Here is a 13250-nt window from a genome sequence, read left to right on the forward strand (position 1 = left end):
ACTTTTTTTTTCAAAAAAACGCACGCTCACTGTCGGAAGGGCCAAGCGCTTTTCGTCCTTCCGACATGGGCCGACTTTCCGGTCCCCAATGAGGAGAGAGCCATCATGTCCGAAACCAGCGTAACCGTTGATGAAAATCAAGAACTGCCCAAGGTTCAGGGCGGTGTCGCCCCCTATCTGATGGTGGACGGCGCATCGAAGGCGGCCTCGTTTTATGAGCAAGCCTTCGCCGCGACCGAAATCCATCGCCATCCCGCGGATGAGAGCGGCCGCACCATGCACATCCACCTCGTTATCCATGGTGGCTCGATCATGCTGAGCGATGCCTACCCGGAATACGGCCAGCCACTGCGTGAGCACTCCGGATACACGCTCACACTAGCCGTGGAGGATGTGGACGGGTGGTGGTCGCGCGCCGTTGGCGCGGGCGTGGAAGTCGTGATGCCGCTTGAGCGCATGTTCTGGGGAGACCGCTACGGGCAGATCCGCGATCCGTTTGGCGTGAACTGGGCCATCACCGGAAAGTAGACCGTCAGAGATCGCGGCGGTTGGTCCGCATCAACCAGCTCCCCAAGCGCCGGGCCAGAAAGAACTGCCGCAAAGGCCGGGGACGCCGCGCTGTCCCCGGCCGTTTTGCCACAATCGCTTTACAGGGCCGTATCTGACGCACTAGGCTGTGTCGGCAAGGGGTGAAGGGCGCTGCCGCACCCCCTGTTCACCGACGCTGAGCGCTATGCCGCGTCACCATCTTCTCACACAAAAGCGATTGAGAGACAGACATGAGCCAGGTCAAAAGCGGCGATGTCGTGAGGATTCATTACACTGGCAAGCTGGCTGACGGCACGCAGTTCGATTCATCAGCCGGACGCGAGCCGCTTGAGTTCAAGGTCGGCAGCGGCCAGATCATTCCCGGCCTCGACCGGCAGATTCAGGGCATGAAGCAGGGTGAGAGCGGAACGCTGACCATTCCTGCCGCAGAAGCCTATGGCGCACGGGACGAAAACCAGGTTCAGGTGGTTCCGCGCACGGCGCTTCCGCCGGAGATGGAAGTGCAGGTCGGCTCCAACCTTCAGGCCACCACCCCGGACGGCAACCAGATTTCGCTGACGGTTGTCGGCGTTTCCGAAGCCGAGATCACCGTCGACGCCAACCACCCGCTGGCTGGGCACGACCTGGTCTTCGAGATCGAGATCGTCGAAGTCGTCGCCGGCTGATTGAGCCGGCCGGGAGCCGCCGCCGCAAAAGCGCCGCGGCTCCCCATATGCCCCCCGCTACTGCGGCAATGCATCCTGTGCATACTGCTCCGCGAATTCCGCCGATGGCGGGATCGGCTTGATCACATCGATCAAAACGCCATTGGGATCGGCCGTGATGAAGTGGCGCTGACCGAATGCCTCGTCGCGCAGTTCGAGCAGGATCGGCAGGCCTGCCCCCTTTAACCTCGCATATTCGGCATCGGGATCTTCGACCTCGAAATTGAGGATCAGGCCCGTCACGTTACCCTGCGCCGCCTCCGGCACCGTCGGGTGCGATCCATCCAGTATGGCGAGATTTACGCCCGGATCTTCCTTTGACTGAAGATGGACATACCAGTCGGCCTCAAATGCCGGCTGGAAACCGAAATGATCGCAATAGAATGCAGCCGTTTCGGCCACGTTTCCCGTCATAATGACCGGGTAGTAGCTGGTGACTTTCATCGGTCTTCTCCCTCACCGCGTTTCTCATGCAGCCGCTTTCCCTGCAGGTCGTCGCCACCGCCCCTTTGCCCGACCCTCGCCGCTGCCCGGCCTCCTGCCGCCCGGCAGACAGGCCGGAGGTCTTGGCAAGACGCGGGCGATGCGCCTATAAACATACAGACTGCATGTATTATCGATTAACATACAGGCTGCATGTATGCAACAGACCACACCCCGCCGTTCAAACCGCGAACGCAGTGAAGACACGCGCGACAGGCTGATCAGGGCGGCCCGCCGCCTCTTCGTCGAGAAGTCCTACGCGGAAACGGGCACGCCGGAGATCGTCCGCGAAGCCGGCGTGACACGCGGCGCGCTCTATCATCACTTTGCAGACAAGCAGGCGCTGTTCGCCGCCGTAGCGGAACGGGAAGCCGAAAGTGTTGCGCGTGAAATCGAGACGGGCGCTCTGGACACGACCTCCGCAACAGCCGCGCTGATCGACGGCGGTGCAGCCTACCTCAACGCCATGACCCACCCTGGAAGAACACGCCTCCTCCTGCTTGACGGCCCGGCCGTTCTGGGACGCAGGCGGATGGATGAAATCGAAGATCGCCACGGCAACAGAACCCTGCGTGAAGGGCTCCACGCAGCCATGGAGGCAGGCGCGCTGCGCAGCCTGCCACTGGATGCACTGACGGGCCTGCTGGCCGCCGCCTTTGACCGGGCAGCCCTTGCCATCGACGCGGGCAGCGATGCGGTTGCGCAGATCGCGGCCCTGAACGGGCTTATCGAAGGCCTCGCCACAGCCCCGGGTCCTCAAGCCTGATGATCTTCCCCCACTGAAATGGTCCTCCACTATGTTTAGGAAAACGGGGGACCATAAGACAAACAAGCGACCGAAGCCTGAGGAGATTGTCACGAAATTACGGCAAGTTGAAGGACTAACGGGGGCAAGGCATGCCGCGTCTGGATGTGATCCGGCAATCGGAGTGACTGAACAAAAGCTCTACCTCTGGAAGAAAAATTTGTAAAATGCACGGATCAGCTGAAGGAGTTGAAGCGTCTGCGAAAAGAAAATAAGCGATTGCGCAAGGCCGTGTCTGATCTGATGTTCGACAAGTTGATCCTGGCAGAGGCAGCAAAGGGAAAATTTTAAGCCCCGCTCGCCGCCGTTCTTGTATTGACCAGTCCGTACTGAGATGAACGTCTCACGGCGCTCGGGACCCTGTTTGAGGAGAACTGGTACGCACTCGCTATCCAGGAGGGCCGGCTTGTCCATCAGGCGGCAGTCAGACTCAAAAATCTGCTTGAAACGATACGAGGACTAAAGGTCTATCCGGCCAACGCCAATTTCGTGAGCTTTCAAAACCGCACGCCGGATGGCAAGGAAATCCTGCCGCGCAGACTTCTTGAAGACCTGCCCTGCAAGATCTGGAACAATGGACTGGTGCGCATGACCATCGACCGAACGCGCGAGGCCGATACGTTCGCAGTACTCAGCCAATGGGCTGATGCTGCCAGACAGAAAACCGGACAGGCATAGGCAATCGCGAACAGAAGCCGCTCAGGGCTTCCGCGCGCCCGTTTTCTTCGCCCCTGCGCTACCCTTTTTCCCGGCGGGTTCGATGACTTCGACCTTGAGCCCCGCCACCAGCTCGCGTGCGGCGGAGAAGAATTCCCGGTAGAGAATGGAGGCGAAGATGACGAGACTGACCGCAATCGCCGCCCAGGCGGAGACAAACCACGCAATCATGCCGATCGAGAAGTAGTAGGCGCGAATGCCCTGATTGAAGTTGCGCGCCGCAATCGTGTTGAGCGCGGCCATGATGTAGATTTCTTCCGGGTCGCTTTCCTCGGAATCGTCGGCAGCGCCAAGCATGATGCAGAAATGGTTGAACTGGCGCAGCGAAAGCGTGAACGACAGAAACGCCATCACGAACATCAGCAGAAAGATCACCAGATGCCGCTCGACCGCCGCCTTGTCGACATCGAGCGCCGGCTGCATCACCGTCACCGCGTCCAGCACCGCATTGACCTGCCCGAAGACGGCAATCATCGCCAGAATGATCAGCACCGTCGTGGAGGCGAAGAAAGACACCGCCCCCATGAGATTGCCCGACAGGATTGCATCCATGGGCGTTTCGCGACGGACGGCATTGCGCACCCAGCGATGGCGCTGCGCGCCCATGATGATGGACAGAGACGGCCGGCGCTTCTCCAGCCAGCTGGCGAAGACGGTGTAGAAGATCCAGCACAGGATCGGAAACAGCGATGCCGCGAGCGTCAACGTGCAATCCCTTTCAGCACAAAGAACCAGCGAGTCAGACCCCCTCGTTGAAGATCAGGTGAAGATCTTCTCGCCCTGCTCATCGATCATCTGCCGCGCCTTGCGGATCGACTGATCGGCGGCGAATTCAGCGCTGGGGAAACGGTCCGCGCGCACCAGCCGGTGTTCCCTGCGTTCGCCATCCACGTCCTTGGAGATAAGCGCGCAGGTCTGGAACTGGCCGCCTTCGGAGAAGGGCGTCGGCTGGATCGTGAAGCCCTTGTGCTCCACCGCGTCTCCGACAGGCTTTGCCTCACCCGTTTCCGGTGTACTGCCCCCGCCGCCGAAAAGCCGCTTCAAGAATGACATACGCTTACTCCCGTCAAATTCGACATTTGATATCGTTTTACCCGCAGAAGCATTGCTGCGAAACCATTGCGAACACTCTCTCCTCAGGAGAGGTGCAATACGACCTCGCGCTGGTGCGGATGTGTGCGGTGTTCGAAGAGGTAGATCCCCTGCCAGGTTCCAAGCGCCAGACGCCACCGCACCACCGGAATACCGATGGAAACCTGTGTCAGCGCCGTCTTGATGTGGGCTGGCATGTCGTCGGGACCTTCGAGACGGTGAACCACCCAGCTCATTGAAGCGTCATCCGCGGGAGGCACGAGACGGCGAAAGAACACCTCCAGATCCCGCTTCACATCCGGGTCCGCGTTTTCCTGAATGATCAGGGAGCAGGATGTATGACGCACGAAGACCGTCAGGAGACCGGCCTCAACGCCTGCCTCCCTGACGAAATCCTCAACCCGATCGGTAAATTCGTAAAGCCCCGCGCCCATGGTCGACACGGAGAGAATTGCCTGTCGCATCCGGAGGTGGTGCCCCGGCGGGCCGAACCTGTCAAGCGCACCGGAGCGAGCTTATCCCTAGCCAAGCGAGCCGATGATGTCACGATAGGCGGCTTCGGGGAAGGCCTTCACCACCTTCGTGCGCACATTGCCGCCCATGCCGAGCGTCAGCGCAAAGCGCGCCGCAACCTCATCGTCAGGAGCCTCGGACACGGCGACCATGTCGTATTCACCCATGGTCAGATAGAACGCCCGCAGGGTGCCACCCATTTTGGAAAGCGCAGCCTTCGCGCTTTCCAGCCGGTTTGGCGAATCCTTCACATTCTTGATGCCCTGGTCGGTCCAGTTGATGAGAATGATGTAGGTGGTCATGTCACACCTCCCTGCGACGCACACCGGCCACCGACCGGATGCGCCCTTCATCGCCCATACCGCCTGCCACAAATCCTGCCGCCTGCCACACTGGCGTTGCAAGCTGGGCTTTGGAGGTAAAACAGGACCTTACGGAGCATGAAGGAAGCCGGACACGAAGCCCGGCCCTCATCATTCCGAATATGCCCGCGCATGCCGGCGCAAGAACCTGAAGCCAATCACTGCGAAGCGAGGATGAAGCGCCGGTTTGACTGGAGCACGGGCCTTGCATTGCCCGAATAGAGCGCCGTGAACCGGCGAATGTCTTCAGCCGCGACCCGCTTTGGTGTGCGCAAAACCATCCAGTCGACGATTTCGGAGCAAGGCGGCGTCGTGAGCGAGCCCTCATAGAACCAATAGGCAAGGTCGTCCGGCAGGAGCCCGCCCGGGTCGACATCCGCAACCGACGCACTGCCCTGCACCTTGCCAGGAAAGACAGCCGCGAGGCTTTCAAAGCTCTCATCACGCTCTCCCGGCTCAATGAAAACGCCGAGCACGCCAAGGGCGCCGCTCTCAGTGTCCCTGTGCACGAAATGAACTTCCATGGCGAAGCTCCGCCCGTTCACCAGATGCTCGCTTGGCGCATGGAAATGATACTGCAACAGCTCATAACGCCTGTCGCCTCGCGCGAGCGTGCTGCCCTTCGGCATATTGACCTGAATCGTGTGGCCATTGTTGAGGAGCGTGCCACCGGGTCGCCAGTCGATTTCAAGCGGAGGCAGGCTGGCCTCGACGACCCCGGTTATATCGATTGGCGATTGCTGAGCGCCGGCAGAACAGGCCGCATTGGCCTTCTCAAGCGCGCCCCACTGCGCAGGCCCGCTGACTTCCTGATAGCTCCACGTCGAACGCTCCGACGCACGGGCAGTCTGAGCGCAGATCGGACACAGACCGGAAGCTAAAAATCCACCAATAAAAAAACGCCGATCCATAACTTACTCCAAATATAACAATTTAAATAAACAGAACAAATCAAATTATAGATCAGAAAGGAAAGACGATCACGGACAAATATAGAATTATTGTATTACAAATTTAGATTACAAAAAACCCGGCTTTGCAGCCGGGTTTTTATCGCAGGTCGTAAGTGACCTCTGATTAGCTGTCCAGGAAGCTCCGCAGCTTTCTGGAGCGGCTCGGGTGCTTGAGCTTGCGCAGCGCCTTCGCCTCAATCTGGCGGATACGCTCACGCGTCACCGAGAACTGCTGGCCGACTTCTTCAAGCGTGTGGTCGGTGTTCATGCCGATGCCGAAGCGCATGCGCAGCACGCGCTCTTCGCGCGGGGTCAGCGAGGCGAGAACACGGGTGGTGGTCTCACGCAGGTTCGCCTGAATGGCCGCATCGATGGGCAGGACAGCGCCCTTGTCCTCGATGAAGTCGCCGAGATGCGAATCTTCCTCGTCACCCACCGGGGTTTCGAGCGAGATCGGCTCCTTGGCGATCTTGAGCACCTTGCGCACCTTCTCCAGCGGCATGGCCAGCTTTTCGGCCAGTTCTTCCGGGGTCGGCTCGCGGCCGATCTCGTGCAGCATCTGGCGCGAGGTGCGGACGATCTTGTTGATCGTCTCGATCATGTGGACCGGGATGCGGATCGTGCGGGCCTGGTCGGCAATCGAACGGGTGATTGCCTGCCGGATCCACCAGGTCGCATAGGTGGAGAACTTGTAGCCACGACGGTACTCGAACTTGTCCACCGCCTTCATCAGGCCGATATTGCCCTCCTGGATCAGATCCAGGAACTGAAGGCCGCGGTTCGTGTACTTCTTGGCGATGGAGATCACGAGACGCAGATTGGCCTCGACCATCTCCTTCTTGGCGATTGCAGCTTCGCGCTCGCCCTTCTGCACCTGGTTCACGATGCGACGGAACTCGCCGATGGAGATCGCGGTTTCCTGCGCGAGATTCTGGATCTCGGTGCGCAGATCTTCGATCGCCCTGGCTTCATTCTTCGAGAACTCCTTCCAGCCCTTGCCGGAAAGCGTTGCAACGCGCTCGGTCCAGTTCGTGTCGAGCTCGGACCCCTGATACTCCTTGAGGAAGGATTCGCGCTTCACGCCATAGCTTTCGGCGAGCCGCAGCAGACGGCCCTCGTTCTGCACAAGGCGCTTGTTGATGTCGTAAAGCTGCTCGACCAGCGTCTCGATACGCGCATTGTTGAGCGAAAGCGACTTCACCGAAGTGATCAGCTCGCCCTTCAACTGCTTGTAGCGGCGCTCCTGGCTGCTCGACAGGCTGTCGGCGTCGGCCAGGCTCGATTCCACCTTCTGGTCCTGCAGCTTGCGCAGTTTCTTGTAGGTGTCGGCGATGAAGTCCAGCGTTTCCATGACGCCGGGCTTGAGTTCGGCCTCCATCGCGGCAAGCGACAGGTTGGCCTCATCCTCTTCGTCGTCCTCTTCCTCGCTCTGGCCCTCGCCGCCTACATTGGTGACGTCGTCACTGCGCGAACGCGCGGACTTGTCATCGGCAGGCTTGTTCTCTTCATCAGGGCGCTGAACGACCGGCGCCTGCTTGGCTTCCGGGCCGGCATAGGTCGCTTCGAGATCGATGATCTCGCGCAGCAGGATCTTGCCTTCGTTGAGTTCGTCACGCCAGATGATGAGCGCCTGAAAGGTCAGCGGGCTTTCGCAAAGCCCCGCGATCATCGTCTCGCGGCCAGCCTCGATGCGCTTCGCGATGGCGATTTCGCCTTCGCGCGACAGAAGCTCGACCGAGCCCATTTCGCGCAGATACATGCGCACCGGATCGTCGGTACGGTCCGTCGGCTCTTTCTTGGTCGTCGTGGCGACAGCCGTTCCCGACTGCGTGGTCAGCTCGCTGCTTTCCTCACTGTCATTGGAATCGTTGTCTTCCGCAGCTTCCTCATCCTCGACCACATTGATGCCCATATCCGAGAGCATCGCCATGGTGTCTTCGATTTGTTCGGAACTGACCTGGCCAGAAGGAAGAACGGCATTAAGCTCGTCCATTGTCACATAGCCGCGCTTCTTCGCGGCCTTGATCATCTTCTTGACTGCGTCATCGGAAAGGTCGAGCAAAGGGCCGTCGGTGCCCTCGCGTTCGGTTTCGACCTCTTCCTTCTCTTTTGTCGCCATGCTTTGCCTTCTCCAACCGAGCGGGGTTCCATGCCACCCCGTCGCCGCCGCTGCAACGGCTGTCCGTCACGACATCCCGCAACCTGATTCGTGGTCTAGCGCCGGCCGCGTTAATGTCGGATTAACCCTGATACTTAGGTGGACTCCCTATCGTGTCCAATTTCGGTATCTTTTCACTTGCGTGCCGCGCTTTTCGCGGCGTCGGCACAGCCCATTCTCGAATCGATCCTGATTCCTGCATTCCGGCGCAACGTCAAGCCGAAGCACCCTGATTCGGAGTAAAAAAGCGAATCAGAGGGTGATTCTCGTGCTTTTTCCCGTTTCGGCTGGTTTTTAGCCAACCAGATAGGTTTGTCACGCTCAAGATCGATTCGCACGCCCTGATAGAAGACCGAAGCCTTCAATGAGCGCTTCAGTTGCCTGCAGATTGCTCAGCTCCGCCTGGATCTCAGTCAGATGCCGCGCATCCTCTTCATTCCAATCGTTTGCGAGCGCCAGTTCGGCCGCTTTCAGCTCCTTATGTAGAGAGCCTGCGCGCCGGTGCAAGTAGAGGGTCTGCGCAAAAGCCTCCCGCGCATCGTCCAGAGCAGCATTCTCAAGGGCCGGCCACATGTAAGCACCCTTCACGCGCGCCTCCGCCTGCTTCCAGATGCCGACCAGTCCGTCATCCTCGATCTTTTTGAGGATCATGTCCCGGTCATGCGCGGGGTTGTGCGCCACCGCATCAAGAAGAGACATGCGCAGCCGGCCGAGATCGGCACTGGCCAGAAGCATCTGATCAAGCGCATCGAAATACTCATCCAGAAGGCCCGGATGGTTTACCAGCGTCACGAGGAGCGTTGCCTCGCGCAGCGGCATTGCGGGTTTGGAACTGCGCACCAGAGCCGAACGGGCCAGACTTTCGGAAACCGCAAGCCGTCCTGACGCCCCACCGGGCCTGCCGCTGAAACCGCGATTGCGCCCACCACCACCGCCGCCATCGCGGTAGCCACGCTGGCCGCCACGCTTCGACTGCTCGCCCCCAAAGAAGGTGCGCGCACGCTCACGCATGTCCTGGCTGTAATGGCGTTTGAGGTTTTCGTCGCGGATCTGCGCCGTCAGCGTCTGCAGATTACGCTCCAGTTCGGCGCGGCGTTCGGGTGTATCGAACACCTTACCGGAGGTTTCGCGCATCCAGAGCATGTCGGCCAGCGGGCGCGCACCGGACAAAACCGCTGCAAATGCGTCCGGCCCCTCCTCGCGCACCAGATCGTCGGGATCCTTGCCCTCGGGCAATAGCGCAAAGCGCAGGCTACGCCCCGGCTGCACCACCGGCAGGGCGAGATCGGCAGCGCGCCAGGCAGCGCGCAACCCGGCCTCGTCGCCGTCGAAACACAGGACCGGCTCACCGGTCATGCGCCAAAGCAGTTCGAGCTGGTTTTCCGTAAGCGCCGTTCCGAGCGGCGCAACGGCGTTTTCAAAGCCCGCCTGCGCGAGCCCGATCACGTCCATATAGCCTTCCACCGCGATAACGGTATCGCCCTTCGCGGACACACGGCGCGCGCGCGCCAGATTGTAGAGCACCGTTCCCTTGTGGAAGAGCTCGGTATCGGGCGAGTTCAGATATTTGGCAGGCACATCCTTGGACATGGCGCGACCGCCAAACGCGATCACCCGTCCCCGCGCATCCTCGATGGGGAACATGATGCGATCACGGAAACGGTCATAGGAAACCGGGATATCAGGGCCGAACACGACGAGACCGCAGGCCTCGATCTGATCCTTCCCAACGCCCTTGCCGGCAAGAAACTCCTTGAGCGCATTGCGGCTCGACGGCGCGTAACCGATGCGGAAGCTCTGCTGCGTGGCACTGGAGAGCCCGCGCGAACGCAGATAGGCCCGCGCCTCGGCGCCCTGCTGCTCCTGCAGCATGCTCTGGAAATAGCCTGCCGCCATTTCCATGACCTCGGAGAGTGAGGCGCGCTTCTGCTCGCGGCGCTCCGCCTGCGGATCGCGCTGCGGCATCGGCACACCGGCCATGTCGGCAATGCGCTCGACCGCTTCGGGGAAGCTGATTCCATCAAGCTCGGAGAGAAAACGGAAATGATCGCCCGACACGCCACAGCCGAAACAGTGGTAACGCCCCTTGCGGTCCTCGCAGTGAAAACTCGGGGACTTCTCGCCATGGAAGGGACAGCAGGCCCAATAGTCGCCGCGCGAGGCGTTTGTCTTGCGCCTGTCAAACGTCACACGTGTGCCGATCACCTGCGAAATCGGAACGCGGTCGCGTATCTCATCAAGAAAGGAATTCGGAAAGCGCATTGTTCAGTTCAGAGCCTCTAGCCGCTCCATATAAGCACGTTCGTCGGCCACGGCGAATCGAGATCCGGCTTCTTCACGGTATTCACAGCCCTGCCCCGTCAAGCTGGTACTTCATAATCGAAATACAACTTAACCGATTATTCAAATCAGTGGTGCTAAACGCTGGGTCAAAGAACAGCGCGCTGCGCCCGAATGCACGGCCAGCGACTGACAAAACGATCAGGTGGCGGGACACAAAGTGCTTACGGTTTACAATTGCATCGTCAATGAACACGACCCGGGAATGGTGCTTCTGGCCGGGGTCATCGGAGCCATCGCATCCTTTGCAGCGATCATCCTGCTCCAGCATTTATGTAAATCCACCGGCCGCACGCGCTGGTTATGGACCGCCGTTGCCGCAATCTGCTTCGGCTTTGGCGTGTGGGCGACACACTTCATCGCCATGCTCGCCTTCGCTCCCGGGCTGCCCACGGCATATGACGTGCCGCTCACAGCCGTCTCCCTTCTGCTCGCCATCCTATTCAGCGGACTTGGCATGTCGGTCGCAGCCCGTCAGAAGCTCGATCATCAACTGGTCGGCGGCGCGATTGTCGGCTCCGGCATCGCCGTCATGCATTTCACCGGCATGGCAGCGCTTGAGGTTGAAGGCCGTCTCATATGGGACATGGGGCTGGTCGCCGCTTCACTCATTGCCGGCGTCGTTCTTGGCGCACTGGCGATGCGCATCGCGCTCTCCCGCAGCAATGAAGCCAAGACCATCGCCGCGAGCCTGACGCTTACGCTGGCCATCTGCACCATGCACTTCACCGCGATGGGCGCCGTTTCGATCATTCCCGACCCGACGATCACCATCTCGCCCTTCTCCATACCGTCCATGTGGCTGGCCATGGCGGTCGCGTTCGCAGCCTTCATGATCTTCCTGATGACGGCTGTGGCACTGTGGGTCGATATCCGTGACCGCAGCCGTGCAATCACCGAAGAACGCCGCATGCGCGGCCTCGCCAATGCCGCCATGGAAGGGCTTCTGGTCTGCGATGACACAACCATCATCACCGCAAACCAGAGCCTTTGCACACTGAGCGGTCGCCCGCTCGATGAGCTCATCGGCATGGACTTCACCAGGCTCTTCACCTCCATCGAAAAGAATGGCGTTCTTGCCGACGAGCCGGTCTGGGAGACCACGCTGAAACATGCGGACGGCACCACGCAGCCTGTTGAGCTTCTTTCGCGCGTCATCGATTACAGCGGCAAGCCGCACACCGTCGTCGCAGTGCGCGACCTGCGCGAGCGCAAGAAGGCGGAGGCCGATATCCGCCGGCTCGCCATGCATGACACGCTGACCAACCTGCCCAACCGGCGCAACTTCACCGCACAGCTGGAAGAAGAGATGGAAGCGCTCCCGGAAGGCAAATCCATTGCACTTCTCTGTCTCGACCTCGACCGTTTCAAGGAGGTCAACGACCTGTTTGGCCATGCAGCCGGAGACACGATGCTGCGCAAGGTCGCCGACAATGCTGGCCGTGCGCTTCGCCATGGGCAGATGCTCGCGCGCCTTGGCGGCGATGAGTTCGCAATCATTGCACCGGGGCTTTCTGATCCGCGCGAGGCTGCGGCACTCGCAGAGGAAATCCTGCACGCTTTCCGCAAGGAAAACGAGCAGGCGAGCAATGATGGCCTGATGTCCACCAGCATCGGCATTGCGCTTTATCCGCAGGACGCCCGGGATCAGGAGACCCTGATCAACCATGCAGACACCGCGCTCTACCGCGCAAAGTCCGAGGGCCGCGATACCTATCGCTTCTATGAACACGAAATGGGACAGGAAGCGCGCGCGCGGCGCATCATGGAGCATGAGCTGCGCCATGCGGTGAACCGCAGAGAGTTTCACCTCGTCTACCAGCCACAGAAGAAGCTCGATACAGGCGAGCTGATCGGATACGAGGCGCTTCTGCGCTGGAAACACCCCGAGCGCGGCAACATCTCTCCGGGCGTCTTCATTCCTGTTGCCGAGGAAAGCGGCGCCATCGTGCCGATCGGCGAATGGGTTCTGCAGACTGCCTGTAGCGCAGCGGCCAGCTGGAAAGACGATCTCATGATCGCGGTCAACGTCTCCGCCGTGCAGCTGCACAGCGTGAACTTTCCGCAGACCGTACATCGCGTGCTTCTGGAAACCGGTCTCTCGCCGCATCGCCTGGAGATTGAGATCACCGAAACGGCCCTGGTGCGCGACATGCACCGTGCGCTCACCACGCTGCGCCAGCTCAAGGCGCTCGGCATCAAGGTGGCGATGGACGATTTCGGCACCGGCTATTCCTCACTCTCCAACCTGCGCGCCTTCCCGTTCGACAAGATCAAGATCGACGGCAGCTTCATTCGTCAGGTGGACACCAACGAACAGGCCGCAACCATTGTGAAAGCGGTTCTGGGCATCGGGCGCGGCCTCGGCCTGCCGGTGCTGGCGGAAGGTGTGGAGACCTCCGGCGAACTGAGCTTTCTCGCCAGCGAGTTCTGTCAGATCGGACAGGGCTATTATCTGGGTCGACCCAGCCCGATCGAGGATGTGCTCCGGGAGTTCGAAACGGAGGAGCAAAAGCGCTCCGACGCGAACGCAGCCTGAGAGATCTCAACAAAAAGCCCCGCTCAGGACGGGGC

13 protein-coding genes and 1 pseudogene are annotated in these 13250 nt (G+C 60.3%); 6 read left to right on the top strand and 8 right to left on the bottom strand.

Annotation, left to right across the window (positions count from 1 at the left end):
* Nucleotides 1–105 precede the first annotated feature (105 nt).
* Entirely contained in the window at nt 106–528 is a 423-nt protein-coding gene (locus DEJ54_RS17730; RefSeq protein WP_113155723.1) for a glyoxalase/bleomycin resistance/extradiol dioxygenase family protein, read from the top strand.
* 251 nt (nt 529–779) lie between these two features.
* Nucleotides 780–1214: a peptidylprolyl isomerase gene (locus tag DEJ54_RS17735; protein WP_113155724.1), complete on the top strand. Its 435-nt coding sequence runs from the start codon at nt 780–782 to the stop codon at nt 1212–1214.
* A gap of 57 nt (nt 1215–1271) precedes the next feature.
* On the opposite strand, the gene DEJ54_RS17740 is transcribed toward DEJ54_RS17735, so the two are convergent.
* Nucleotides 1272–1697, bottom strand: coding sequence for a VOC family protein (locus DEJ54_RS17740; protein ID WP_113155725.1), 426 nt, complete (start codon nt 1695–1697; stop codon nt 1272–1274).
* A gap of 196 nt (nt 1698–1893) precedes the next feature.
* Here DEJ54_RS17740 and DEJ54_RS17745 point away from each other — a divergent pair, with 196 nt between their 5' ends.
* The 3 genes and pseudogenes from DEJ54_RS17745 (at nt 1894) to DEJ54_RS17755 (ending at nt 3219) form a co-directional block, all read left to right on the top strand.
* Nucleotides 1894–2502 carry a TetR/AcrR family transcriptional regulator gene (locus DEJ54_RS17745; protein ID WP_113155726.1) on the top strand — a complete coding sequence of 203 codons (609 nt, stop codon included), beginning with the start codon at nt 1894–1896 and terminating at the stop codon, nt 2500–2502.
* Nucleotides 2503–2533: 31 nt separating this feature from the next.
* A pseudogene (locus tag DEJ54_RS17750) lies at nt 2534–2941 on the top strand (transposase); the annotation flags it as partial.
* Between the two features lie 89 nt (nt 2942–3030).
* Complete coding sequence (locus DEJ54_RS17755; RefSeq protein WP_113155727.1) at nt 3031–3219, top strand: hypothetical protein; 189 nt, start codon at nt 3031–3033, stop codon at nt 3217–3219.
* Nucleotides 3220–3240: 21 nt separating this feature from the next.
* Here the strand turns inward: DEJ54_RS17755 and DEJ54_RS17760 are convergent, their stop codons facing one another.
* The 7 genes from DEJ54_RS17760 to dnaG all read right to left on the bottom strand — a co-directional run bounded on the left by DEJ54_RS17760 (nt 3241) and on the right by dnaG (nt 10598).
* On the bottom strand, nt 3241–3963 hold the full coding sequence (locus tag DEJ54_RS17760; protein ID WP_113155728.1) for a DUF599 domain-containing protein: 723 nt from the start codon (nt 3961–3963) through the stop codon (nt 3241–3243).
* A 54-nt stretch (nt 3964–4017) separates the two neighbouring features.
* Complete coding sequence (locus DEJ54_RS17765; RefSeq protein WP_113155729.1) at nt 4018–4311, bottom strand: HlyU family transcriptional regulator; 294 nt, start codon at nt 4309–4311, stop codon at nt 4018–4020.
* A gap of 83 nt (nt 4312–4394) precedes the next feature.
* Nucleotides 4395–4814: a secondary thiamine-phosphate synthase enzyme YjbQ gene (locus DEJ54_RS17770; RefSeq protein WP_113155730.1), complete on the bottom strand. Its 420-nt coding sequence runs from the start codon at nt 4812–4814 to the stop codon at nt 4395–4397.
* 57 nt (nt 4815–4871) lie between these two features.
* On the bottom strand, nt 4872–5165 hold the full coding sequence (locus DEJ54_RS17775) for a GYD domain-containing protein (RefSeq protein WP_113155731.1): 294 nt from the start codon (nt 5163–5165) through the stop codon (nt 4872–4874).
* Between the two features lie 218 nt (nt 5166–5383).
* A complete protein-coding gene (locus tag DEJ54_RS17780; protein ID WP_113155732.1) occupies nt 5384–6136 on the bottom strand; it encodes a carbonic anhydrase in 753 nt (250 codons plus the stop codon).
* Between the two features lie 166 nt (nt 6137–6302).
* Nucleotides 6303–8297 (bottom strand): RNA polymerase sigma factor RpoD, encoded by a 1995-nt coding sequence (gene rpoD, locus DEJ54_RS17785; protein ID WP_113155733.1) that lies wholly within the window; start codon nt 8295–8297, stop codon nt 6303–6305.
* A gap of 360 nt (nt 8298–8657) precedes the next feature.
* Nucleotides 8658–10598, bottom strand: coding sequence for a DNA primase (dnaG, locus tag DEJ54_RS17790; RefSeq protein ID WP_113155734.1), 1941 nt, complete (start codon nt 10596–10598; stop codon nt 8658–8660).
* Nucleotides 10599–10836: 238 nt separating this feature from the next.
* Between dnaG and DEJ54_RS17795 the strand changes: the two genes are divergently transcribed.
* Nucleotides 10837–13215 (top strand): EAL domain-containing protein, encoded by a 2379-nt coding sequence (locus tag DEJ54_RS17795; RefSeq protein ID WP_113156379.1) that lies wholly within the window; start codon nt 10837–10839, stop codon nt 13213–13215.
* Nucleotides 13216–13250 lie beyond the last annotated feature (35 nt).

Origin of the sequence: Nitratireductor sp. OM-1, assembly GCF_003296175.1 — a bacterium.
GTDB lineage: Bacteria > Pseudomonadota > Alphaproteobacteria > Rhizobiales > Rhizobiaceae > Nitratireductor > Nitratireductor aquimarinus.

What these genes read in the sequence shown, in the direction of transcription:
- DEJ54_RS17730 (WP_113155723.1), top strand. Translation starts at nt 106, where the DNA reads ATGTCCGAAACCAGCGTAACCGTTGATGAAAATCAAGAACTGCCCAAG.
- DEJ54_RS17735 (WP_113155724.1), top strand. Translation starts at nt 780, where the DNA reads ATGAGCCAGGTCAAAAGCGGCGATGTCGTGAGGATTCATTACACTGGC.
- DEJ54_RS17740 (WP_113155725.1), bottom strand. Translation starts at nt 1,697, where the DNA reads ATGAAAGTCACCAGCTACTACCCGGTCATTATGACGGGAAACGTGGCC.
- DEJ54_RS17745 (WP_113155726.1), top strand. Translation starts at nt 1,894, where the DNA reads ATGCAACAGACCACACCCCGCCGTTCAAACCGCGAACGCAGTGAAGAC.
- DEJ54_RS17765 (WP_113155729.1), bottom strand. Translation starts at nt 4,311, where the DNA reads ATGTCATTCTTGAAGCGGCTTTTCGGCGGCGGGGGCAGTACACCGGAA.
- DEJ54_RS17770 (WP_113155730.1), bottom strand. Translation starts at nt 4,814, where the DNA reads ATGCGACAGGCAATTCTCTCCGTGTCGACCATGGGCGCGGGGCTTTAC.
- DEJ54_RS17775 (WP_113155731.1), bottom strand. Translation starts at nt 5,165, where the DNA reads ATGACCACCTACATCATTCTCATCAACTGGACCGACCAGGGCATCAAG.
- DEJ54_RS17780 (WP_113155732.1), bottom strand. Translation starts at nt 6,136, where the DNA reads ATGGATCGGCGTTTTTTTATTGGTGGATTTTTAGCTTCCGGTCTGTGT.
- rpoD (WP_113155733.1), bottom strand. Translation starts at nt 8,297, where the DNA reads ATGGCGACAAAAGAGAAGGAAGAGGTCGAAACCGAACGCGAGGGCACC.
- dnaG (WP_113155734.1), bottom strand. Translation starts at nt 10,598, where the DNA reads ATGCGCTTTCCGAATTCCTTTCTTGATGAGATACGCGACCGCGTTCCG.